This window comes from Hymenobacter sediminicola, from assembly GCF_014250515.1.
Classification (GTDB): domain Bacteria; phylum Bacteroidota; class Bacteroidia; order Cytophagales; family Hymenobacteraceae; genus Hymenobacter; species Hymenobacter sediminicola.
Window position 1 is genome coordinate 1,026,142 of the sequence record NZ_CP060202.1, and the last position, 22,931, is coordinate 1,049,072.

Annotated in this window: 15 protein-coding genes; 4 read left to right on the top strand and 11 right to left on the bottom strand. The window is 59.3% G+C overall.

What is annotated here, in order from left to right; genetic code table 11:
- Positions 1-166 precede the first annotated feature (166 nt).
- Positions 167-1,744 carry a hypothetical protein gene (locus H4317_RS04440; RefSeq protein WP_185888945.1) on the top strand — a complete coding sequence of 526 codons (1,578 nt, stop codon included), beginning with the start codon at positions 167-169 and terminating at the stop codon, positions 1,742-1,744.
- Positions 1,745-1,820: 76 nt separating this feature from the next.
- On the opposite strand, the gene H4317_RS04445 is transcribed toward H4317_RS04440, so the two are convergent.
- The 3 genes from H4317_RS04445 to H4317_RS04455 form a co-directional block, all read right to left on the bottom strand.
- Positions 1,821-2,534: a hypothetical protein gene (locus H4317_RS04445; RefSeq protein ID WP_185888946.1), complete on the bottom strand. Its 714-nt coding sequence runs from the start codon at positions 2,532-2,534 to the stop codon at positions 1,821-1,823.
- Positions 2,535-2,848: 314 nt separating this feature from the next.
- A complete protein-coding gene (locus tag H4317_RS04450) occupies positions 2,849-3,910 on the bottom strand; it encodes a ComEA family DNA-binding protein (RefSeq protein ID WP_185888947.1) in 1,062 nt (353 codons plus the stop codon).
- 106 nt (positions 3,911-4,016) lie between these two features.
- Positions 4,017-4,976: a hypothetical protein gene (locus tag H4317_RS04455; protein WP_185888948.1), complete on the bottom strand. Its 960-nt coding sequence runs from the start codon at positions 4,974-4,976 to the stop codon at positions 4,017-4,019.
- Positions 4,977-5,098: 122 nt separating this feature from the next.
- Here H4317_RS04455 and H4317_RS04460 point away from each other — a divergent pair, with 122 nt between their 5' ends.
- Complete coding sequence (locus H4317_RS04460) at positions 5,099-5,680, top strand: DinB family protein (RefSeq protein ID WP_185888949.1); 582 nt, start codon at positions 5,099-5,101, stop codon at positions 5,678-5,680.
- Between the two features lie 81 nt (positions 5,681-5,761).
- Here H4317_RS04460 and H4317_RS04465 read toward each other — a convergent pair whose 3' ends face one another.
- The gene (locus H4317_RS04465; protein WP_185888950.1) at positions 5,762-6,478 is read right to left on the bottom strand and encodes a porin family protein; all 717 of its coding nucleotides are present in this window, start codon (positions 6,476-6,478) and stop codon (positions 5,762-5,764) included.
- 34 nt (positions 6,479-6,512) lie between these two features.
- On the bottom strand, positions 6,513-7,253 hold the full coding sequence (locus tag H4317_RS04470; protein WP_185888951.1) for a porin family protein: 741 nt from the start codon (positions 7,251-7,253) through the stop codon (positions 6,513-6,515).
- A 404-nt stretch (positions 7,254-7,657) separates the two neighbouring features.
- On the opposite strand from H4317_RS04470, the gene H4317_RS04475 reads away from it, so the two are divergent.
- Together H4317_RS04475 and H4317_RS04480 are read left to right on the top strand one after the other, a co-directional pair.
- A complete protein-coding gene (locus H4317_RS04475) occupies positions 7,658-13,969 on the top strand; it encodes an alpha-2-macroglobulin family protein (RefSeq protein ID WP_185888952.1) in 6,312 nt (2,103 codons plus the stop codon).
- Positions 13,970-14,134: 165 nt separating this feature from the next.
- Positions 14,135-14,566 (top strand): hypothetical protein, encoded by a 432-nt coding sequence (locus H4317_RS04480; protein WP_185888953.1) that lies wholly within the window; start codon positions 14,135-14,137, stop codon positions 14,564-14,566.
- A gap of 247 nt (positions 14,567-14,813) precedes the next feature.
- Here the strand turns inward: H4317_RS04480 and H4317_RS04485 are convergent, their stop codons facing one another.
- The 6 genes from H4317_RS04485 to H4317_RS19340 all read right to left on the bottom strand — a co-directional run bounded on the left by H4317_RS04485 (position 14,814) and on the right by H4317_RS19340 (position 22,723).
- Positions 14,814-15,320, bottom strand: coding sequence for a hypothetical protein (locus H4317_RS04485; RefSeq protein WP_185888954.1), 507 nt, complete (start codon positions 15,318-15,320; stop codon positions 14,814-14,816).
- A complete protein-coding gene (locus H4317_RS04490; RefSeq protein WP_185888955.1) occupies positions 15,317-16,420 on the bottom strand; it encodes a hypothetical protein in 1,104 nt (367 codons plus the stop codon). Before H4317_RS04490 ends, H4317_RS04485 begins: the two co-directional genes overlap by 4 nt.
- A gap of 150 nt (positions 16,421-16,570) precedes the next feature.
- Positions 16,571-19,156, bottom strand: a complete 2,586-nt coding sequence (locus H4317_RS04495; RefSeq protein ID WP_185888956.1) for a DUF4132 domain-containing protein — start codon at positions 19,154-19,156, stop codon at positions 16,571-16,573.
- A 3-nt stretch (positions 19,157-19,159) separates the two neighbouring features.
- On the bottom strand, positions 19,160-19,552 hold the full coding sequence (locus tag H4317_RS04500; RefSeq protein WP_185888957.1) for a hypothetical protein: 393 nt from the start codon (positions 19,550-19,552) through the stop codon (positions 19,160-19,162).
- Positions 19,553-19,767: 215 nt separating this feature from the next.
- On the bottom strand, positions 19,768-20,322 hold the full coding sequence (locus H4317_RS04505; RefSeq protein ID WP_185888958.1) for a hypothetical protein: 555 nt from the start codon (positions 20,320-20,322) through the stop codon (positions 19,768-19,770).
- A 199-nt stretch (positions 20,323-20,521) separates the two neighbouring features.
- Complete coding sequence (locus H4317_RS19340; RefSeq protein WP_260625822.1) at positions 20,522-22,723, bottom strand: ATP-binding protein; 2,202 nt, start codon at positions 22,721-22,723, stop codon at positions 20,522-20,524.
- Positions 22,724-22,931 lie beyond the last annotated feature (208 nt).

Consider the following 22,931-nt stretch of genomic DNA (forward strand, 5'->3'; position numbering starts at 1 on the left):
CTGAAGGAAGGAAAGGCTGAGATTCTGGTAATCAAGTAAGTAAGCTAGTGCGCTGAGCCAAGGGATACAGGTAGAATACAAGCGGCCAAAAGAACAATGCAGGAAAACCATGCGTATAGTTTGGCTCCTGATGAGTTCTTTTTCTCACCCTAACCTTCTAATTCCCATGGCAAACGAAGAAAAAAACCAACAGAATGCGGCCGGTCTGCAAAATGGCGGCAACACTTCCAATCCGATGAACTCGGGGCAGAATCAGCTGTCATCAATGGCCAGCACTAGTGGAACCCAAGGCGCAGCGTCCAGAAAAAATCAGCCTGCCACTCCCGGCTCTGCTGATGGCGCTACCGGCTCTGCGTCCTCCAGCACGTCATTGGCCGCTTCGGAAACAAGTGCCGGGCAAGGCGGCATCAGTGCGAAAACGCCAGCCGGCTCCTCTAAAACTCCGACCAGCAAATCTTCTTCTTCTCGGAGCAGCACTACCGCTTCGGCCGGCACGAAAACAGGCGCCAAAAAAAGCGCCTCAGCATCCGGCAAACAGGCTGGCAACAGCAATTCTGTAGTGGGCAGCAAAGGCTCCAACTACGATACTAGCAGCACCCAAGCCAGCTACCAGGATTCTGACCGCCGCGAAAACCAGAGCAGCGGTGCCAGCCGTGGTGAGTTCGGTAGCCATGGCCCAGGCAACACCCAAGGTGGCTACGGCAATCAGTATCGGGAAACCAACGACTATAACCGTAGCGGCTACTACAACGACGACCGAGGCTACGGCGGCCATACTGGCCCCAACCAGAATTCTTACCGCGAATATGATGGCCGCGGCAGCTACAACCAGGGTGGCCAGTATAATCAAGGCGGAGGATACGGTGCACAGAACTATGGCCGCCAGCAGGACGACTACGGCCAGCAAGAGGATTGGCAGGGCGGATACGGCCAGCGCAACCAAGGTGGCTATTCCGGGCAAGGCAGCTATGAGCAGCGCGGCTCTTTTGGCCCGCAGGAACGCGGCGGCCGATACCAAGACGACTACCGGCAACCCCGCAACGAGAACTGGGGCAGCAACGACCGTGGCAGCAGCGGCGGATATGGCCAGAACCGCTACCAGGCCCAGAACGATGAGTACGGCCAACGGAATCAGGGGCGCTCTGATCGTTCGCCCAACGACAACGGCTCAGGCTACGGCCGCGGCCAGGGCTACAGCAACGACTATGGCAACTCGTCGGGGGGCAGCAACTACGGCAACAGCTACCGAGACCGGAGCAACTATGGTGTGCCGGGCCGCAATCAGAATGAAGATTCTCGCTCTTCGCGGGGTGGCTACGATGACCAAGGCCATTCCGACCAAAGCAACTACCGGGGCCAGCGTGACTCCTACGGCTCCCAGGAGCGCGGCTATGGCCGAAACGAAGGTGGCCGCTACAATGATAACCGCATGACGGGCCAGCAGGGCGTCCGTGACCAAAGTGGCTGGAATGCCTCCGGTTCACAAGATAACCGCAACGTCTACACCGGCGGCAGCTATGGCGGCAATTCCAGCCAGGGCTATGGTTCGCGTGGTGGTTCCTACAATGATGAATACGACTCTTCGGACCGCAACAGCCGGGGCGGCTCGCCTTCCCGCGGCGACTATGACCGCCACGACCAGAGCCGTAATTATGGTCAGGACCGCCGCAGCCAGTACCGCAACGAAGACGATACCGATTATGGCTCCGCACCACGCCGCAACCGTGGCCGCGACGATGAGTAAGCATTAGGGATAGTGTAGCACAAAACAAAGGCCTCCATCAGATGGAGGCCTTTGTTTTGGCGCTTGGTCAAAGTCGTTAACGGGCTTTCTTTTTGGCGAGGTAAATGCGGCCCTTTTCGTTGCTAACCACAAAGTCAGTATTGTTGATAAACGCCAAGGCCTCAGCTTGGCCGGTAGTAGCGAGTGGCAGGCAGCTCTTGGGGCTATCGAAGAGCCGATGGCCGGGCTGGCGCTCCAGCAAATACACATGGCCATAGCCCAGCAACGCCACAGTACGGCCATCAGGGCTGATGTCGGCGGCTGTAATCCAGGTGTTAATGCGGATACTGTCGAGGAGTGTGGCAACATGGTAGCCGGGCCGGGCCGGCAGGGCGTACATTTTCACGTAGTGGCCTTTGCCGCGGTTCTTCGTGAACAGATACAGACTGTCCTGCCGGTAGAAAAACGCTTCGCAGTCGAAGTTGCGTGCTGCTTTCCGTGGAGGAAACCGCCGCTGGTCGGAGTAGCGAAAACGGATGGTATCCACTTGGCGCATACTGGGGCCGCTGAGGCGGTAGATGCACAGGTTGCGGCGCTTGTTCTGGTTGTTGCCGAAGTCGCCGATATATAGGCGTCCCTCGTCGTCGCGCGCCAAGTCTTCCCAGTCAATGTTGACGAGTGGCGCCAGATTCATTGTCTGTAGCACGTCGCCCTGATGTGTGATCTTATATAGCAGGGCCGTACTGCCGCCATCTCCGTGCGTCCACAAGTCGCCTTGCGCATCGGCTAGCGCAAAACCGGAGCTTTCCACGACTACGTTCTTTGCTATCTTTCCCGTCTGCGTTATGGTATACTGCTCGGTTATGCGCGAAAAATCACCCCGTCCGTCGCTGTGGCCACAACCACAAATCACAGATTGAAGAAAAACGAGAACCGGGAATAGCTTGTCACGCAGCAAAAACAGCATAGAGAGGCGGGTTGATTCCTCGTATAACGCCTCATCGCCCGGATAGTTAGTCCGGAAGCATGTCTTGCAAAGCAGAGGGGGCAACGATTCACCTCATACTAGTGCGCAGGCTGCGTGGCTAGTGTCCGTCTGGTTTCCTTCACGTGCTTGGCTACTGTTTATCGGAGCAGCAAATAGGGCAGCAGCTTTTCGTACGTCGCATCATCCAGAATACGGATCTGGCGCAGGTCGGTGGGTTGGCGGAAAGGGCCGTGCTGTTGACGATAGGACACCAGCACGCGGGCCAGCCGCTTGCCCACGTACGGATGCGTCTGCAACTCCTCAAAAGATGCATTGTTGACATCAACACCGGCCGGCGCATAACCGGCGCGCACGAAAGTGTACTTGCGCAGGCTGTCCACTAGGTCCGGGGCGTCGCGGAGGCTGTACAGCTCGGCCAGCTGCCCGGGGCTGCGGAAACCGCCCAGCCGCTGCCGGTACTCTACCACCCGCGCCGACAATCCACGCCCGATACCTCGGATCTGCATCAGTTGGGTGGTATCGGCTGTATTCAGGTCGAAGGGCTGCAGGTTGCGCGGCTTGCGCTGGTATTGTGAAGCAGGGCTGGCTCTATCGAAGGTCTTAGCGGGAAAGCGGCTGGTACTACCGTCAGCAGCACGGCCCGCATACGTGCGTGGCTCCCGAGCCGGTAATTGTTCGGGGAGCTGGATGTAGGGCGCCAGCCGCGCATACGTGGTATCCGATAGGCCGTAGGCTTTGCGCAACTGCTCTTTGGCCCGGAAGCCGCCCACCGCATCTCGGTACTTCACCAGCCGTTCGCTTAGCCATGCTGGCAGCCCACGTGCCTGCCAATCTGTTGCCGAAAACAGGTTAGGATCGAAGGGGGCCAGCGGTACCTGCGCAATGGTGGCGCGGGCCGCATAGCTGCGTTTGGGGTAGCGGCTGTTGCGGCCATAGACCGGGCGTGGCTGGCGTTGGGCCGCCAGCTCGGTGGCCCACGCATCAAGCTGTTGCCGGTCGGGGGCAGGGTTGTACGCGAGCAAATGCGGACGCAGCAATTGGGGCGCGAAAAGCAGCAGCACCAACAGCGCCAGCAGCACAACGAAACCGGAAGTCTCGCGGCGCGAAAAACCAAAAAACCGTCGTCGGGCTGTGCGGAATGACGCCCAGGGGCCGGCCGGCTTGGCAGTAGCCTTGGCAGGTCGGGTAGGAATTGACATAGTCTGTAGCTAAGCTAATTACAGCAGATAACACAGGTAGCGGAGGCAGTATAGCAGAAATACTTGATAAGCAAAAGGCGACCTTCAGGCAGAATGCCCCGGCAGACTATTTCCTGATTTTTACATCCACATTGTAGCGGTAGCGGGGCGGCCCGCCCAAGGGTACGGCAAAAAACGGCAGCGCTACGTCGTACTGGTCCGTGACGTAGAAAACCAGGTCGTTGCCTTCTTTTGTGAGAGAAGTGAGGCGCATATCCAGGGAAAGGCCATGCTCTTTCTCACTGATAGGATGGACGCTTTTAGCCCACACATTGTCCTGGCTGACTGTGGCTGGGTGGCCATTTTTCGCCACACTGAAAATCTTGATACTCACGTCGCCATCAAGGTCGAAGTTGCTTTGCGTAATGCTCACGACTCGGTTGTTGACGAAAGGATAGAGGTGCGTGATGGCACGAGGCGTGGGTACCAGCTGGAAGGCATACTCGTAAGTGAAGGCATTGCCGCCTTCCACCGCCACATTCTGGCTGGGGCTGGTGCTCAAAAAATAGCGGTAGAGGTTGCCGTCGTCGCCAGCTTTTCCTTGCACGATTACCTTGAATACATAGCCATCAAAGTCTGGCACATACTCGCCTTCCAGGGGGTTCAGCGGCCCGAAGGTGTACCACTTGTTATCATACTTCGGGTCGGCCCCAAACGTGACTTGCTTGAGCAGAGTGCCAGAGCGAAAGTTGCCTCCCGGCTGTGGGTTGCGGGCATCGGGGGCAGAGTGCGTGCCCGGGCCACCATAGAGGCTGAAGTCGGTGGTTGTGTTCCAGCCGAAGCGCTTCTCGTCCAGCTGGCCGCCGCAGTCGGGGTCGAAAACACGGATGTACACCGGCTGCCGGTTTTGCTTCGGAATCAGAAAAAAGAAGGTCTGCGTGAAATCGTCGTCACCCCAGCTTTTATCGGCCTGGGCCCCAAACGTGACGAGCGACGCAATATTTTCGCCGGGATTGGGCACGGCCTGGGCAACAGCCGAAAATGCGGCAAGAACGAAGTAGAGGGCTGAAAACGTGAATCGGAGCATACGGCCAAGGTACCGCAAATCAGCATGAATCTTCTAGGCCGTTGCCCCCGTAATTGTCGAAGCCGCCAGTGGCCCGTATCATTACGCGCCGTTCCGCACTTATCCTCCCGTCTATCGTTGCCATGAGTCAGCCAGTTACCAGCACAACCGAGTTTTTTGATGGCCTGACCGCCGAGCTGGTCGCCCTGCGTGACGTGACGCAGCAACGCTTTAAAGCTCTCACCGACGACCAACTGAACCGCCGCCCTTCACCCGATAAATGGAGTGTAGGACAGTGCCTGGAGCACCTCAATATTGTGGGCGGCCTTTACCTGCCCACCATCACGCGCAAGCTGAAACAAGCTCAGGAGCGCGGCAGCAAGCCGGCCAGCACTGTGAAGCACGGCTACATTGGCCGCAAAATGACGGAAGCTCTGCGCGTGCCGCCTACCCAGAAGGCCATAAAAACGCCCCAGCAGTTTGCGCCCAGCGGTTCGCGGCTGCCACGCACGGTAGTAGAAGTGTTCAGCCGGCAACTCGACGAGCTACTCAACCTGCTGGAGCAAGCGCGACAGGTAAATGCCAATGCCGTACGGATTCCCAACCCGATTATTCCGCTGCTCTGGCCTCGCCTCACCGATGTTGCCGAAATGATGGTGGTGCACATCAAGCGCCACGTTGCGCAGGCCGAACGGGTGCTCGATAGCCGGGCGGCGACATCCTGAGCCAGACAGTATAGCAGCAAAAAAAGGCCTGACTTCCGCTAGGGAGTCAGGCCTTTTGGCTGATTAGGAGTAAGCGGAAGCTTACTTAGCGCTGAAGAAGTACGTCAAAGAGAAGTGAGCCGTGCGGTCTTTTAGGCTGCTGTCGTCGTTGTAGTCATTGTCCGGGAGCATGTTGGTCAGGCCCAGCGAATAGCCTGCCTGTACCTGAAACGGACCCGCTTTGTAGCCGAGGCCACCATTCAGGCCCGCGTTGAGGGTCCGGAAGTAGATTTTATCGTCGTCGTCGCCTTCTTCGTTGGCAAACTGTACCGTCGACGTTCCGTCGTCGGAGAAGCTCTGGCCACCGCCGGAAACGGAGGTCTCAGATTTTACTTTTCCACCCAGCCCGATGCCAACGTAAGGACCAGCAAAAATCTGGAATCCGTTGTCGCCGCCGGTCGTGTACACGAAGTTCAGCGGAATGTCGAGGTAGTTAAGCGCCGCGTCTGCCTTAGACGTTGCCGTGTAGGTAACGCCATTGAACGTTTCAGTTTCAGTTTCGTCGATTTTGAAGCCCTTCTGAGAGAAAAGCAGCGACGGTTGAAACGCTACGTTTCCGAACTGCGCATTAAGTGTTACACCAACCTGCGCGCCGATTTTCATTTTCGTGTCGAAATCGTCGCCGTCCTCAACGTCAGTTTGCACATTGGCCAGGTTCAGGCCCACGCGCGGGCCAATGGTTACTTGAGCCTGAGCAGTGCCGGCAGCGGCTACCAGCAGGGTGGAGGCCAGCAGGCCTTTCAATAGGGGTGATTTCATGAGTGTGGAAATGGGGGGAATGAAGAAAAGGGTACTAGTTGTTGAGAGAGAAGAAATAGCTCAGGGAAAGATGAAAAGCCCGGTTCTGAGCTTTTTCGCCGGTGTCGTTGCCATCGGCATCATTCGGAACAAGGTTGGAAAGGCCCAGGCCGTAGCCTAGCTGCGCCTGCACCGGCCCCGTTTTGTAGCCAATACCGGCATTCAGGCCTACATCAAAGCGGCGGACATACAGATTGTCGTCATCCTCGTCGTCGCTGGCTTTGTCGGCGTATTTCACGCCACTGCTGTTGGAGTCGCTGTACTCGAGGCCGTCGCCCTCGATTCGTGCTTTCACGTTGTAAGAACCGCCCAGACCCATGCCCACATACGGGCCGGCAAACACCTGGAAGCCGCCTTCTGCGCCGCCGGTGCTATACACCAAATTGATAGGCAGTTCCAGATAGCCCAGGCGGGCCTTGGCTGTAGTCTTCAGGCTGTAAGCTTCGTCGTCGCCATCCCCATCAAAGTCGAAGTCGACGTTGCGGGAATCATCGAGTTGGAAGCCTTTTCGGCTGTAAAGTAGCGAAGGCTGCACCGACAGATTGCCGAACTGGGCATTGAGCGTAAGGCCTACCTGCGGCCCGAACAGTGACTTCGTATCGGGCGCATCGGCCTGGTCGGTTTCCAGCTTCACCGTCGCCAAGTTGCCACCCAGGCGCGGCCCAACTGTTATCTGCGCCTGCACGGCGCCTGCCAGCAGCACAGCCGCCAGCGTAAGGAATAGAGGTTTTTGCACGGAGAAACGGGAAAAAGAGAACGAAGGCGCGCTACAGCAGTACCGGAGGCTGCCAGCACGCGAAAAGGAAGTCAAGAAAAAGCGGAGAAGAGCCACCGGATCAGCGGGCAGAACTGCAGGTATATCCCTGCAAATAGATAGTAAACATAGATTGGTGGCCGGAGCCATGCGCTACAAAGCGCGCTGGTGGTAGATAAGTGCTTAACGTCTGATACCTAGATAGTATAGCCAGTAGAGGGTGCTATTTCTTGGGCAAAGCTAAGAGGAAGATTTCAAACTTGAGCAGTAGTATTAAAGAAATACGATAAGGTTTTTTTGAGCGGAAACCGGCAGGTGCGTGTGGAATCTGCGCGGGGAGTGCATCTGAATTTTACCAACTTGCCCTCTGCATTCGTTCTGAGCCCATGCGCCCTTTCCTGTTTAGCTTACTCGCCCTGCTGATGTTGTTCACCGCTGGTTCTTCGCAGCCCACTCCGCCCGGCAACGGTGGCAGCAAAGCCAATGCGGCCACCTGGAAGAAAATCGACCAGTTGCTGGACAAAGACCAAACTACTTCCGCCGCAAAGCTGCTGGAGCCTTTGTACCGGCAGGCCCGCCAGCGCCAGGATACGCCCGAATACTTGCGCGCCTTACTCTATAAGCTGCAGCTGCTAGAGGCCAGAGAGGAAGAATCCGATGTGCAGGGCATTGCGCTGGTAGAAGCCGACCTCAAAACCGCCCAGTTTCCCGCCAAACCCATCCTGCACAGCCTGCTGGCCCAGCTCTACGCCAACTACTACCAGCAGCACCGCTACCAGCTGTACGACCGTACCACCCAGGCCGCACCCGACCCCGCCGACGCCAGCCAAGCCGATATCCGCACTTGGGATGCTGCCCGCCTTGGTAGCGCTGTGGTTAGCCATTACCGCGCCTCGCTACAAGAAGAGCCCAAGCGCCAGCAGCAGTTGAAGCTGGCAGCTCTGGGCTACGCCATAACCGGCGGCTATTCAGAAGGGCGCGCCCTGCACCCTACTCTGTATGACCTGCTGGCCCACCGCGCCATCGATGGGCTCGGCAACGATGAGTACTACGTTACGAAACCTGCTGAGCAGTTTGAGCTAGAAGACGCAGCTCTGTTTGGACCGGCCACCGACTTTGCCCGCTTGGCGCTGCAAGCTCCCGCTGCCGACTCGCTCAATGGCCAGTTTCATGCGCTGCAAGTGTTGCAGCAGCTCACCCAGGTTCGCCTCGCTGATGCTGGTAACCCGGCCGCGCTAGCCGATGTGGACCTAGCGCGTCTGCGCTTTGTGCAGCAACATGCGGAGTTGCCGAACAAGGACGAACTGTACCGCGCCGCGCTGGCTCGTGAGGCTGAAACGTACAAGGCGCTGCCATTTTCTTCTCAGTTTCTGTATGAGCAGGCGGCCAGTATGCAGGAATCCAATGCCGTAAAAGCCCGCGAGTTGGCGCTAGAAGCCGAAAAATGGTTCCCAAAGTCGCGCGGGGCAATGCAGGCCCGCGCGCTGCGGCAAAGTATTGAGCAAGTCGAAGTCAGCTTCACTACGGAAGAAGTAGTGCTGCCCAGCCAGCCGTGGCTGCTGAAGCTGCAGGCCCGCAATGTGGCGCGGCTCTATGCCAAAGCCTACCGCGTGACGACGGCCCAACTCACGCGCGGCCTGCAACGGGAGAACAGCAACAACCCATTCCAGAAGACCTACGCCCGCGCCCTGGCCGCCAAACCAGCTGCTGCCTGGGTGCTGGACGTGCCCATTCCTTCTGACTACAAGTCCCATAGTGTGCAGCACGCTGGTCCGGCGCTGCCGCTGGGCCACTACGTCATCGTGCTAAGCACAGCCGAGGAAAATCCAACTAAAGAGCGCGCCGGCGTGACTACCGCGTATGGGCAACTGGGAGTGAGTGAGCTAAGCCAGGTGCGCCGGAGCAGTGTATTGCAGAATATGCCGGAAATGCTGGTTCTGCATCGGCAAAGCGGCCAACCGGTGGCTAACGCTGCTGCGTTGCCCTTCTTTCACTACTACAACCAGAAAAGCCGCGAGTACAAGTCGCAGCGTGGCACTGCTGCAACTACCGACTCCGAAGGCCGGGTACAGGTGCCACTACTTTCTGGCCCCGATGTCAGTGACAATACGCAGCTACAGGCGGTGCTGCTGACGCTGGGCCGCGACTCGCTGCTGGTAACGCAAGGCGGCTACTACTACCCGCGCCGCAACCGTACCCCTGAAACTGAGCAGCCCCAGCGCCGCACGTTCCTCTATACCGACCGCGCCATCTACCGCCCCGGCCAGACGCTCTACTTTAAAGGCATCCTGACCGAAACCCGCGCCGAAAAGTCGCAGCTCTTGACAAAGCAAGACGTATCAGTACGTCTGGTGGATGTGAACGGCCAGACGGTGCAAACGCTGCCTTTCACCACGTCCGAATTCGGTAGTTTCCACGGCTCCATTGTGCTGCCCACGGGTCTGCTCAATGGCGAAATGAGCCTCCAATCTGACCACGGCAGCATTAGCTTTGCGGTGGAGGACTACAAGCGGCCTACGTTCCAGGTAGTGTTTGAGCCGGTGACGGGCACGCCCGTGTTGGGCCAGGAAGTGACGGTACGCGGCAAAGCCACAGCCTATGCCGGCCAGGCTATTGATGGGGCCACGGTGCAGTACCGCGTGGTGCGCCGCACGTTCTGGCCGATGTTTGGACGCGGCTATGGCAGCTATCTGCCCGGTCCGCGTGGAGGCCAACCCGAAATGGAAATCCTCAACGGCACCGCTAAGACCGATTCGGCTGGCGGCTTCGTCGTGAAATTCGTGGCGAAAGGGGAGGGAGCGAGCCAAGCCAAGCGCGGCCCCTGGAACCCCGGCTACGTGTTCGAAGTAACGGCCGACGTAACCGATGCGGCCGGCGAAACCCGCACCGACCAGCAGTCTGTCAGCCTCGGCACCAACGTCCTGACCCTGCGCCTCAACGTGCCGGAACTACTAAACCGCGAGAAACTGCCTGCGCTGCAGCTGCTCAGCACCAACGCCACCGGCGAGGCACTGCCCGCCCAAGGGCAGCTGCGCCTTTACCGCCTCACGCCCCCGGCCCGCGCCCTGCGCCCGCGCGCCTGGGAGCGGCCGGAGATGGATGGCCTGCGCCGCGAGGAATTCAAGCGCCAATTCCCACTCGACCCCTACGCCCGCGAAGACAACGACAGTACCTGGGCCCGCACGCTGGTAGTGACTCAGGATTTCAACACCGAAAAAAGCCCGCTGCTACCCGAGCTAGCCAAGACGCTAAGCAGCCAGCAGCCCGGCCGCTACGTGCTGGAAGCCACCGCCACCGCGCCGGCCGCCACGCCGTCTGTCAAAACAGAGCAGGTGTTCACACTGTATTCGGCCACGGCTGCCACGCTGCCCGTGCCCACTCCCGACTGGTTTGTGAGCCTGCAGGACAGTGTAGTGCCGGGCCAGGTAGCACGCTTTCTGGTAGGTAGCTCCGAAGCCGGGGCGCGCCTGCTGCTGGAAGTAGAAGCCAAAGGCGAAACCCTGCGCCACGAGTGGCTCACACTGGCCGCTGGCGAACAGCGCGTGATAGAAATTCCGGCCCCAGCTTCGCTGGACGGTGCGCAGCTGTTCGCTCACTTCACGCAAGTGCGCGACAACCGCCTTTACCTCCACAGCGCCACCGTACAGGTGGCCACGCCGCCCGCGCCGCTCGTGCTCAGCATTGCCACGTTCCGCGACAAGCTGCAGCCCGGCCAGAAGGAAACCTGGCGCGTCACGATTCACAACACCGACGGCCAACCCGCCAACGCCGAGCTACTGGCCTCGCTCTATGATAAGTCGCTGGACACGTTCCGGCCGCATTCCTTCATGGAGTTGGAGTTTTCGAAGCCATACTACCAGCCCGTGTTGGCCTGGAGTGGAATGTTTGGGACAGGGAATTCACGTGAGTTATTTAATAGTAATGCTGGCGGAGAACAAGTATCCGAGTTGGTGTATCCTCACTTGAATATGTGGGGATATATGGGCGAGGATGAAATTCCGGATCAGAATGAGCTACAGGATAAAAAGAGCAAGTTGACTACTATCAAGTTTACTGCTCCAATTATCAAACGAGACGAAGAAATAGTAGGGAACGGAACTCCTGGAGCGGCTCCTCAACGTGCTACGATGCGTTCTGAAGCCAGAATGCTTTCGAAGGAAGAAATGAGCGCCGGTTACGTTGAAAATGCGTCCGATGCGGCTGCACCTGCTCCCGCGCCGCTATCTGGCCCGGCCAACCTAGCTGGTGTGCAGGCCCGCAAAGACTTCCGCGAAACAGCCTTCTGGCTGCCCGAGCTACGCACCAACGCCAAAGGCGAAACCGTGCTGGAATTTCAGATGCCCGAAGCCGTAACGCGCTGGCAGTTGCTGGCCCTGGCCCACGACCAGCAGCTGCATTCCGGCCTGCTCCGCCGCGAGCTGGTGACGCAAAAGCAGCTGCAGGTGACGCCTAATGCCTCGCGCTTCTTCCGCGAAGGCGACCAGCTCACGTTCAGCGCCAAGCTCAGCAACCTCACTGATGCGCCCCTGAACGGCAGCGCCCAGCTGTTTCTGCTCGATGCTCGCACTCAGCAGCCGCTGGAAAGCAAGCTGCTCACCAGCGCCGCCCAACTTAAATTTGACCTGAAAGCCAACCAAAGCAGCGCCGTCAGCTGGAGCCTACAGATTCCGGAAACCGCCGAAGGCCAAGTGCCGCTCGAAGCCATAACCTACCGTGTGGTGGCTTCGGGGCAGGTAGCAGGAAAAGACAAGAAGGAGCAGCGCAAACAGCGCCGCCAAAATAAATCAACCTCCAACGACCAGCAACTAACAACCGTCTCCGACGGCGAAGAAAACACGCTGCCTGTACTGCCCAACCGCTTGCTCATCACGGAGAGCCTGCCGCTGCCCATTGTGGGGCCGGCCACGCGTGAGTTCGAGCTAACCAAGCTGACCAGCACTACCTCCCCGACGCGCCGCAACTACTCGCTCACGCTGGAAATGACCCAGAACCCGGCCTGGTACGCTGTGCAGGCGCTGCCCTACCTGATGGAGTACCCGTACGAGTGCTCCGAGCAGATATTCAGCCGGCTCTACGCCAACCTGCTGGCCGCTAAAATCCTGCAGAGCAATCCGCAGTTGCGCACTACACTGGCTGAGTGGAAACGCGCCGCCGAGGCCGGCGACAAAGCCACCCTCACCAGCAAGCTGGAACAGAACCAGGAGCTGAAAAACCTGCTACTCCAGCAAACGCCCTGGGTGCGCGACGCCCAGAGCGAAACCGCACGGATGCGCCGCCTGACCGAGCTGTTTGATGAGCCGCGTCTCAGAGCCGAGACCACCCGTGCCCTGGCCAAACTGAGCCAGATGCAGCAGCCTAACGGGGCCTTCCCGTGGTTCGAACGCATGCCCGACGACCGGTATATCACCCAGCTTATCGTGGCTGGCTTCGGCAAGTTGCAGAAGCTGGACGCCTTTGACGCAATGGAAAACGACGAGGCGCGCCGGATCCTGCAGAAGGCCCTAACGTATCTGGATACCGAGCTGCAGCGCGACTACACGAAGTTGCGCAAACAGCCCAAAGTAGACCTGAAGCAGCAGCACGTGTCGGACATTCAGGTGCAGGCGTTGTACGCCCGCAGCTTCTGGCCCGAACTGGCCGTGCCGAAAGCAGCGCAGCCCGCCCAGACCTACTATCAGCAGCAAGCCGCCACTTACTGGAAAGCCCAGACCCGCTACCTCCAGGCCCAAATGGCCCTGGCCCTGCATCGGCAGAAAGCGCAGCCGGCTGCGGTAAAGAATATCCTGACGGCCTTGTCAGAAAACGCGCTGCACTCACCCGAAATGGGCATGTACTGGAAGGAAGTGCGCGGCGGCTACTACTGGCGGGAAGCTCCCACCGAAACGCAGGCCACGCTCATCGAGGCCTTCGACGAAGTGCTTAGCGACCAGAAAGCAGTGGATGAGATGAAGCTGTGGCTGCTCAAGCAGAAGCAGACGCAGAACTGGGAAAGCACCCGCGCCACTGCCGATGCTTGCTATGCTCTGCTGCTGCGTAGCTCTAACTGGCTCCAGCCGACACAGCCCATCCGGGTGACGGTAGGAGGGAAGCCCGTAACGCCTGCTGCCCAGCAGGCCGGCACCGGCTACTTCAAAACCACTTGGCCCGCCGCCGACATTCAGCCTGCCCAAGGCAAAGTCACGGTGCAGAAAACCGATGCCGGCGTGGCCTGGGGTGCTTTGTACTGGCAGTATTTTGAGCAGCTGGATAAAATTACGCCGGCCGCTACCGGCCTGCAGCTGGAGCGCCAGCTCTACCGCGAAGTGCGGACTGCTGGTGGCCCTACGCTGGAGCGTCTCACGGCTGCCACCCCGCTCCGCGTCGGCGACGTGCTGGTGGTGCGCCTCGTACTGCGCTCCGACCGGGACCTGGAGTACGTGCACCTCAAAGACCAGCGTGCCGCCGGTCTGGAACTCATTGGCCAGACGTCCGGCTACCGCTACCAGAGCGGCCTAGGCTACTACGAAAGTCCCCGCGACGCCGCCACCAACTTTTTCATCAGCTACTTCCCCAAAGGCACGCACACGTTCGAGTACCGCCTACGAGCCGCTCAGGTCGGCAATTTCTCGGGTGGCCTGTCGCAGCTGCAGTGCCTCTACGCCCCCGAATTCACGACTCATTCGGCCGGTACGCGAGTACAGATTGCGGAGCAGCGCTAAGCCCCCGACGTGAAAACTATATAGAATCCAGATGCTGCTTTTTTGCCGACCAAATACTGCTCTGAGGTGACAGAAAGGGCTTTACGGCAAGCTCGATTGATTTTGGCGTTGAGTTTGCCGCCTGAGCATAGTAGCTTTGTGGTTCCTTTCAGCCCAAATGAAGTGATGAAGCGAATCATAATCATGTTTACCGGCCTGCTCCTGAGCAGTGCCTCCGTACTGGCCCAAGGCGACAAAACCACGACTTCTGTTACCCCTACCACCTTACCTGGCGAAGAGAAGCTTTCGGCGCAGGAGCGCGCTGAGCGGGACTTTTTGATGCCCGCGCGCCGCAAGCAGGCCGCTATTTTAAAGGCTGCCGCCCGCGAAGAAGCCGCTACCCAGACAGAAACCGACGTTTCCGCTTACCACGCTGAAGCTGCCCCGGAGCCCAAGGTTCTGGAAGCCGCCAAATCCAGTGCCGCAACGGCTGCACCCCGGCACGTGGCCTCGCACAGCCGCCGACGTTCTACTGCCAGCAAAAAGAAAGTAGTACACAAGTCGTCGGCTACTGGTAAGCGCAAAACAGCCACCAAAAGCAGTTCGCGTCGGCGCTAAACTGGCCGAACAGAAGCCCAACAAAAAAGGCATGACACCACTCTTGGTTGTCATGCCTTTTTTGTTGGGCCGTTATGATTACGATTAAAATATCTAGTAAAAAGAGCTCAAGTGGCGCATTCCTGCATAAGGGTAGATACGAGCGGTAGGCTTGCTCTAATACCAAGAGCCTATAGGGTATAACTGAAGTTTGGGTCTGGGGTGAAGCTGACATGCACAGGCACATGGCCGCATTTGGGGTGGGTGCTCAAATATGCTGGGATTCTCTGCCAGAGCAACAGCAACCGGCTTGCTGCCACCAGCGCAGAAAATCCAGGTCGGTGGGGCGTCCCGCCAGGTTTTTTTGCTGCAGAATGGCACCGGGTAATAGCAATGGCAGCCCATGGTGCCACCGGCACTCGGCCCAGAATTCCGGCCAGCTCAGAAAGTCATTCTCGTAGTCGCAGTCCAGGATGGCATCGGCCTGCCGGGCCCGCAGGTAGTATTTGCCTGCCAGGTCGGCGAAGTGGAGCGGCAGCACAACGGGCTCTTGCCAGAGCGTCACGTGCCAGCCGGCAGCTTGCAGTAGCCTAACCAGAATGTTCAGACTGTCCAAGGCGGGCGGCAGCAGCAGGTCGCAGTCGGCCACTAGGCGGCGCGGCAGGTCCGGGCAGTGCTGGCGCAGTGCGAAGGTGCCCAGAACGCCAAACGGTATACCGGCCGCCACCAGCTGATGCAGGGTGCGCAGGTAAAGCCGTTCGTGGGCGGCCGTCATGGCTGGGCTGGGGCCGGAAAGGCTATGCGGCTCAGCACCCGGCTGTCGGGGTCCCAGTCGCCGGAGAGGGTTCCGTCGGAGTGCAGAATCAGCTTTTGCAGCACGCCGGTAGCATTGGCCGCTTGCAGGGCCGGGTAGCTGGACGTTTCGAAAATGACGTCGACACCCTGCCAGCGGTAATGCTCATTGTAGTAATAGTAGCCAAGTGTGCTGCCCGTGTACTGCCAGCCAAGGCGCGGCGCCTCTAGGGTGGGCACTACGGCTGCCAGCAGTGGCTCGATGGGCACCCGCTGCTGCTCAATCCACTCGGTAAAAACGTTGGGCAGGTAGCTGCCTTCCAAGCGGCTCAACTCCCGAAAGACCACCTGCCCGACACCCAGCCCGGCGGCCCAAGTCAGGTAGCGCTCCACGTCGGGCAGGGTAGCAATTCCCGCCTGGGTAAGGATGCAGGAGTTCTTAATGGCCAAGTGCTGGTGCAGCCAGCGCACGGTGGTGGCGTACACGCCATTGTGGCGCATGGGCTGGTTGCGGTTGAAGCGCATGATCTGCTGATTCACGGCCTCATCGTCGTGGCAGCGCGAGAGTTCGAGCCGGGTGAGGCCAAAGTCCTGCAGGGCCAAGGCCAGGTCGGGGCTGTGCACAAAGCCGCTGCCGTTGGTATAAAGCACTTTCTCGTCGAATACCACGCCCTGGTGTTCCAACTGCGTCAGGCAGGACAGCAGCTCGCGCAGCCATTGGGGCTCGGCCGTCGCCTCAAGTCCCGACAGGCTCAGGCCCAGCGGCCAAGCCCGGAACGGGTGCAGCACCTCCCGTAACCGAGCGAAGTAGGCGGGATAATCGTCGATTAGGCGTTTCGCCGTCAGTTGGTGGCCGTCGTAGCGTTGCAGCTCTTCGGAGCAAAACGCGCAGTGGGCCGTGCAGCGCACCGCGTTGGCGAAAGGAGTAAAGGTCAGGCCTGGTCGCAGCTGCCATTCGCGCCCAAAGGCTGGCACCGTCACGGGCGGGGCCGGCTGGTAGAGCTGCCACGCCTGCTGCCGGGAGTGCGCCAACTCGGCGGACGTGGCCGCTACTCGAAACTGATTCCGCTCAGAAGATGCCATCAAAGGTGCAAAGGTACCGTGCCTAAAGACGCTCAAAGTACGGGGTTTATTTGGCGACCTGCGGTCCAGCTACTACTGCTGTTTGCCCTTCACAGACCACCAGCATTACAGCGGGCCACACTCAGAGGCAGGAAAGAAATAGACCGGGGTCTACAACTGGCGCAGGATGGTTTGGTCCGTAATCTTATCGTCGTCCATTAGCAGCAAGGCCTTGCTCAGGATGATGGAAAGCACGGCGTCGCCCTCGAAAGGCAGGAATACATCAGCTGCGCCCATTGTTTTAGCCGAGCGCTCCGGTACAATGCACAAATACTGGTCGTTGGGCTCCATCAGAATGTTGCCGGAGCCCAGGTGAATCTTGTAGGTGTGGCGGTGGCCTTTTACTACCAAGAAGTTGCCTTTGATTTCGCTTGCCTTGCCAATTTTGAGACGGGGCACCAGCCGTTCCAGGGCCATCTTACGGGTTTTGGCCACTTCGCTCAGGTCGCCAAAGCTGTAGCTTTCCCAGTAATTGCGGAACTGGGCCAAGCCGCCGTTGTCGCGCCACTGCGGGTCGTTGCCCACACTGGCCACGCCCACGAACAGGTCTACGTCGCGCATCACTTCGGAGAAAACCAGCGGCGGTATCTGGGGAAGCGGCACGGGCGCATCGGCGCGGGTGAAGCGCACCTGATCGGTGCTCACGTAGTTGTAGATGCCGGTGTCGTTCCACTCGCCGTCGGCATACACCTCGCTTACCCAAAACTCGGCGGTGAGGTCGTGGGTAGGAAGAGGCAGGCTGGCCGTTTCCGAGTCGTAGCCTTTGTCGTAGGCCCCGAGTAGGCGGTAGCGCCAGCCCCGCAGCTTGGCCAGGCTATTGAACTGGTGCTGCTTGAGAATGTGCGCCGCCATGCGGTTGCTGTAGGTGCTGGTGCGCTCCTCGGGCGGAGTTAGCAGGTACACTTCCCGGAATGCCTGCTTCAGTGGCTGGCGGATTTGCTTTTCCTCCAGCAGCCTGCGCCAAGACAGCACTTCGGCGGCGGGCACCAGCACAGGATGCCAGAGCTGCAACTGGGTATCAGTAGTGGGAGCCGAAACAGGCTGGCCCTGGGCATCCTGCCAGCTGCCGCCGAGGTACAGCGCATCCTGAAAAGTGCCCCCGGGGTGGTGCAGCCGCCAGATAAGCGGACGAGCCAGTAAACTTAGCAACCCGTGCCGGAAATAATACTGCTCAAACCACGGCCAGGGAATGCGGCGCTCTTCCACAAAGCTGCGGTCGAGCCGGTCACGCTGGGCGGTGTAGGTTTGCTGGGCCTGAGTCTGGGCGGCTTTAAGCTCCTTGAGTTCGTCGGGGTGGGTGGTTTTGAGGGCCGAAGGCGCGCTTTTTAGGGGCTTGTCAGCTTTTTGCCACTGCACCTCAGCCTTGCCATCAGCCAGGGTAAGGGTAGCCGTATAGTCGCCGTACTCTTCCACCAGCCGGCCGTTTTCGAGCCCGAAATCCGGGGCAGCCATATCCTCAATTTCGGCCGGACTCACGCCTAGCTTCTGGGACTCCTGGGCAATGTAGCGGGCTATGGTTTCCTGGGTATTGGTCTGGCGGATTTTGCTCCGTACCCGCGCCAGAGCTGCCACGCCGGGCAGGCCGTTTTGCGACAGGGCCAGCAAGCAAGCATTGCCCAGGCCAGCAGCCAGCGGCCCTTTGCCCGGAATCTTCCGGAAGCACTTAGCAGCTAGGGCAGTCAGCAGTTCCAGCAGCGCTGGGTCAGCCAACGGTTGTAGAGTCCAGATCAGGCCTTTAGCTACGGTGGCATTGGACTCGGTTATGAAGTCCCAAGTAGAATAAGTATAGTTAGTACCGTTGCCGTAGTCGTGCACGTGCTGGCGCTCCGTGACGGGTGTGTCGGCCAGCACTTGCAGCCAGGCGCGGCCCTGTTGGCGCACGGCGTCTGCGCCGATGGCGGCAGTGGCGGCATCCAGCTCTTTGCGCAGCTTAGCTGTGGGGTGGGCGGCTGTGGCTTTCGGCCAGCGCTGCAGCAGCCCCAGCCAAGCAGCAGTGCGCGGGTCGGCGCGGTCGAGGCTGGCCACAAATTGGCTGAGTGCTTGTCCCAGCGGGTCGGCGTCGGAAAATACCACGATGGGTAGCGCGTCACTGCCGGCCACCTGGCCTAGTATTTCCTGGGTTTTCAGGTGAATTTTGAGCAGGTCACCGGTTTGTCCAGCACTCCGGTCGCGCAGCTGCCGCAGAAAATCCAGCATGGGCTCACCCAGCGGTTTGCGCTTGGCCAGCTTGGCTACCTGCGTGAGCGTCAGTAGCAAAGGGAAAGGATAGATGTGCAACGACACTTCTTTCGACTTGGCGAAATCCAGTCCGTAGCTGGCAAACAGGCGAAGATAATCGGCTTCCTGCAGCGTAAGCGTGGTGCGTAGGAGCGCCGTCAGCACTTCGGCCAAGCCCCAGCGGATGCGGTAATCATCTTCCCGGCGGACGCGGTTGATAGCCGCTGCCAGGGCCAGCACCAGCCGGCTTTGGTAGGCTGAATCCTGCGCGCGTATCGCCTGGTAGGCTGGTAGCTCGTTGAGTTTGGTGCCGTAGGACTTGCCTAGCAGCTGCGGTAGCAACTCGGTTAGCGCGGGTTTCATTTCCACGGCCTCCGGGCTGGCGTCCTCTAATAAGGCAAGGTCAAAGGGTTCTTTCTTGGTGGCAGGCATAGCGGCGGGGCGGGTGAAAAGGTCACGCAGTCGGTTGAGCAGTCCCATGCCTCAGCCGCCTACCAGCGGGGTGAGCTTCACGAAGCTGGCTGTGGCTCCCTCGCCCAGCCATACCTGCTCGTCTAGACTTTCAGCCTGCCGGTCATTGACGAGCACGAAAAAGCGGTTTTGCTGAAACGCTTCGAGGGCACGGTATACCTGCTGCTCGGCGTCGATATGGTGGCCGGGCCGCAGACGGTAGCCATTCAGCACCCGCTCCGACTCGGTAGGCTGCACCAGCCCCTGAAATGAGCCACTCTGGCGCTCATTATAGGCGGCTACCTCGTCGTGCACGCGCCGGGTAATCAGCTCACCTACCGTGAGAGTTTCTTGGTTGATTTCCAGTTCCAGCCGGTGCAGAACGCTGCCGCTGGCAGTTTCGTCAAGAATGGTGAGCAAGGACATACGCTAGGAATGAAGAATATGGACGGGCTTTTTACAACGGAAACATAGGCATTTGCTGCTTTGCGGGCGCAGTACTTTCTAGGAGCTATGCAAGGAATCCGGATTTGCTAGACTGAGCTAGCAGCGGGCCGAAGCGGCATAGTAGACTGCTAACTGCCTTTTACTTAGCCATCTTTTCGCTGCTCGTAAGACGCACATAATTTGCTTTTTTCTACTTACCGAAGGAAAATAGTGCCAGGCGGGTATTTGCTTGTGTCTGGTTTGGGTGGAGGTACCAACCAAATATCTACCCGGGTTTGTGGCGCGTCTGCGGTGGGCTGCACGAGGTGGATTTGTCCGATGGCTGCGGGCGCAATCCGCAGAGCAGCTACCGCCTGCGGGTCGAGGGGCTGCCCGTTGAGCGCAAACGTGAGTGGGCCCTTCAACCCGAGCTGCCGCCCAAGTTGAGGGAACGACTGACTACGCACACGCTTATCAGCCGTAATGTCAATCAGGCCACCACGTATGTTTTTTAAGTGGGGTGCAATGTCTTGGCTACTCTGCGTGTCGGGCCCTTTGTACACCGTCATGCTCTTGATTTCCGACGTTTCCTTCGGCGTAAATTCTGCCAGTACGCCGTTAATAATGATGGTGGAATTAAGTACGACTATTGGGTCGCCAATCGGGCCTTGCGGCCGGCTATAGGTGGTGGTTTCCTGCGCGTAACCGACGAGGGAAAGGCTGCACAGGCCCAGTAGCAGAAAGAGGAAACGATGGCAGGAACGAGTCATAACAGACGCTGAAATAAAAATGGGAAGCCGAAGAAAATGACACCAAAATCGGTGAGCAGTGGAGACAAGCAAACAGGTCAGTCAGCGGCTCAGCGAGGCAGCTAGAAGCTGCAGCACGGGACGCATACGTAGCAGATGCTTCCGCCTTCGATATTGCACACGGCTATGCGGCGAATAATGAAAAAATGGGGCGCTTGGGCTACTCAGCACTGACACTGCTATTGACTGTGGACTCTTGCGCAGGCATCCGTATCAGAAACGTGCTGCCCTGCCCCACACAACTCTCGACGTGCAGGCTGCCGGCGTGGCCCTGGGTAACTATATCGTAGCTCAGCGAGAGGCCCAGGCCCGTGCCTTCGCCCGGGGGCTTGGTGGTAAAGAAGGGCTGAAAGATTTTCTGCTGCACTTCAGCCGGAATACCAGTGCCGTTGTCTGTGACCTGTATTTCGACCTGTGGTCCTACTTGTTTCGTGGCTACGCTGATGGTGGGCTGGTATCCGGCTTCGCCGGTAAGTTGGCGCTGGCGTACGGCGTAGAAGGCATTGCCAAAGAGGTTGAGCAGTACTCGGCCCAAGTCGCCGGGCACGGCTGGCACTAGCTGTAAGCCGGGCGCCAGGTCGGTTTTCAATTCGGCATTAAAGGTTTTATCGGTGGCGCGCAGGCTCTGGTAGGCTAAGCGCAGGTACTCGTCGCAGAGCGAGTTGACGTCCGTCGGTACCCGTTCGCCGGTGCTCTGGCGCGAGTGCTCAAGCATGCCTTTGATGATGCCGGAGGCCCGCTGACCGTGCTCAGTAATTCTGGTTAGGTTCTCCCGCACAACAGCCGTTAGGGCCGTCACTTCTTCCGCGTCGCCGGAGGCTTGCGCTTCTTCTAGCTCGTTGAGTAGCTCAGTACTTACTTCGGCGAAATTGTTGACGAAGTTGAGCGGGTTCTGAATTTCGTGGGCCACGCCGGCCGTCAGTTCACCCAGGCTGGCCATTTTCTCTTTCTGGATGAGCTGGGTTTGGGTAACGCGCAGCTCGGTCAAGGAGGTATCGAGCCGGTCGCGCTGGGCCTGCAGGTCCTGCTTCTGATCGGTTACCAGCTGCTTGAGGCGCTCAGTCCGGCGGAGGGTAAAATAGAGGCCCGCGGCCAGCAGCAGCAGCCCGCCCGCGCCCAACGACGTAGCCGTACGCAGCTGGCGTTGCCGCCGGACTTCAGCTGCCGCTACAGCTTGGCGGCGTTCTTGGGTGGCCTTGAGGCGCGCCTCCTTGTCCGCAAACTCGTAGCCCAGACGCTGTCGATACGCGGCCTTTTGGTTTTGCTCGTTCTGAGCGCTGTCGCGCAGGCCAATATAGCGGCGGTAATGGCTAAGGGCGTCCTGGGGCCGAGCTAGCTGCTCATGGAGACGGCTCTGGACCAACTCGGCATCGCGCTGAGTTGTAAGAGAGCCAGGGCCTGCCATGGCTATGGCTTGGCGGGCATAGCGCAAGGCCAACGGCAGGTGGCTAGCTGCTTCCTCGGTAAGGGCCAAATATAGGTCGGCCTGAGCTACAAAGTATGCAATCTGGATGCTCCCGGCGAGCCGTCTGGCCTCCAGCAGCAGGGTGCGAGCCTCTTCCAGGCGGTGCTGGCGCAGCCGGATGCGCCCGCGTAGCAGCAGCGCGCTGCTTAGCCGCGCGCCCGCGTCTGGGGTCTGCAAGGCCAGCTGCTGGGCGCGGTGAGCAAAGTTTTCCGCCCGGATGGTGTCGTTGAATTCAGTGAGGTACACATACGATAGGTTAGTCATTGCATCAAGCAAAGCCAGTGGTTCGCCATCTTGCTCGAGCAGAGCCAGGGCACGCAGGTTGTAGTGTAGCTCCGCCGTTCGGTCTCCCAGCAAGCCGTATACGCTCCCTAGTCCGCTCAGGCATCTGGTTACCACCGAGCGCGCTGCTGGCACCCGCTCGCCTGCTCGCACCCCTTTTTGGTAGTAACGCAGCGCCCCCGCGTAGTCGTGCTTGGTTGAGAGTAAAGTGCTGGCAAGGTTTGCAAGGGATTCTACCTGCCCCCGCACATCACCGGCTTGCTGGCGTAAGCGAGCGGCGCGCAAGAACATGGCTTCGGCATGGGCTTCTTCCCCGCCATCGGAGTAACCTACGCCCAGGTTGTTTACGGCCCCACCCAGCAGGCGCAGTAGGCGGCGGCGCTCAGCACCCCGGGCCATGGGCAGAGTCTGTTCCAGTAGGTGCATGGCCCGCTGAGCGAAATAGCGGATACTATCACTGCTTTCCACCATCTCACTGGCCAACCAGTAGTAGCGTGCCCGGGCCGTATCGGTGCGGGCCTGGGCCAGGCCGCGGCGCACCGGCCTAAGCGAGTCGGCCTGAGCCACGAAGGGAGCCAGCAGCACAAACAGCAGCACAAACGGCAGGCGCTTCATGGCTGGTGGAAAGGCAGAGCGGCGGGGGTGCCGTCTTAGTAAACATACTGCCTGTCAGCGTGAAACCCAAAAGTCTTATATCTGCGAAATATTACCTATTCGCCGGCTTCCCCGGGAAGATGAGGACCAGCGTCGTGCTGAGCGGAAGCGTGCAAGGTGCTAATGGAAAGGCAAATGCTACTCGCTGCACTAATAACGCGCGGAGGAA

Excerpts from the sequence above, each read along its gene's own strand:
- H4317_RS04480 (WP_185888953.1), top strand. The coding sequence starts at position 14,135 with ATGAAGCGAATCATAATCATGTTTACCGGCCTGCTCCTGAGCAGTGCC.
- H4317_RS04455 (WP_185888948.1), bottom strand. The coding sequence starts at position 4,976 with ATGCTCCGATTCACGTTTTCAGCCCTCTACTTCGTTCTTGCCGCATTT.
- H4317_RS04505 (WP_185888958.1), bottom strand. The coding sequence starts at position 20,322 with ATGACTCGTTCCTGCCATCGTTTCCTCTTTCTGCTACTGGGCCTGTGC.
- H4317_RS04440 (WP_185888945.1), top strand. The coding sequence starts at position 167 with ATGGCAAACGAAGAAAAAAACCAACAGAATGCGGCCGGTCTGCAAAAT.
- H4317_RS04485 (WP_185888954.1), bottom strand. The coding sequence starts at position 15,320 with ATGACGGCCGCCCACGAACGGCTTTACCTGCGCACCCTGCATCAGCTG.
- H4317_RS04490 (WP_185888955.1), bottom strand. The coding sequence starts at position 16,420 with ATGGCATCTTCTGAGCGGAATCAGTTTCGAGTAGCGGCCACGTCCGCC.
- H4317_RS04450 (WP_185888947.1), bottom strand. The coding sequence starts at position 3,910 with ATGTCAATTCCTACCCGACCTGCCAAGGCTACTGCCAAGCCGGCCGGC.
- H4317_RS04495 (WP_185888956.1), bottom strand. The coding sequence starts at position 19,156 with ATGGGACTGCTCAACCGACTGCGTGACCTTTTCACCCGCCCCGCCGCT.
- H4317_RS19340 (WP_260625822.1), bottom strand. The coding sequence starts at position 22,723 with ATGAAGCGCCTGCCGTTTGTGCTGCTGTTTGTGCTGCTGGCTCCCTTC.
- H4317_RS04465 (WP_185888950.1), bottom strand. The coding sequence starts at position 6,478 with ATGAAATCACCCCTATTGAAAGGCCTGCTGGCCTCCACCCTGCTGGTA.
- H4317_RS04475 (WP_185888952.1), top strand. The coding sequence starts at position 7,658 with ATGCGCCCTTTCCTGTTTAGCTTACTCGCCCTGCTGATGTTGTTCACC.
- H4317_RS04500 (WP_185888957.1), bottom strand. The coding sequence starts at position 19,552 with ATGTCCTTGCTCACCATTCTTGACGAAACTGCCAGCGGCAGCGTTCTG.
- H4317_RS04460 (WP_185888949.1), top strand. The coding sequence starts at position 5,099 with ATGAGTCAGCCAGTTACCAGCACAACCGAGTTTTTTGATGGCCTGACC.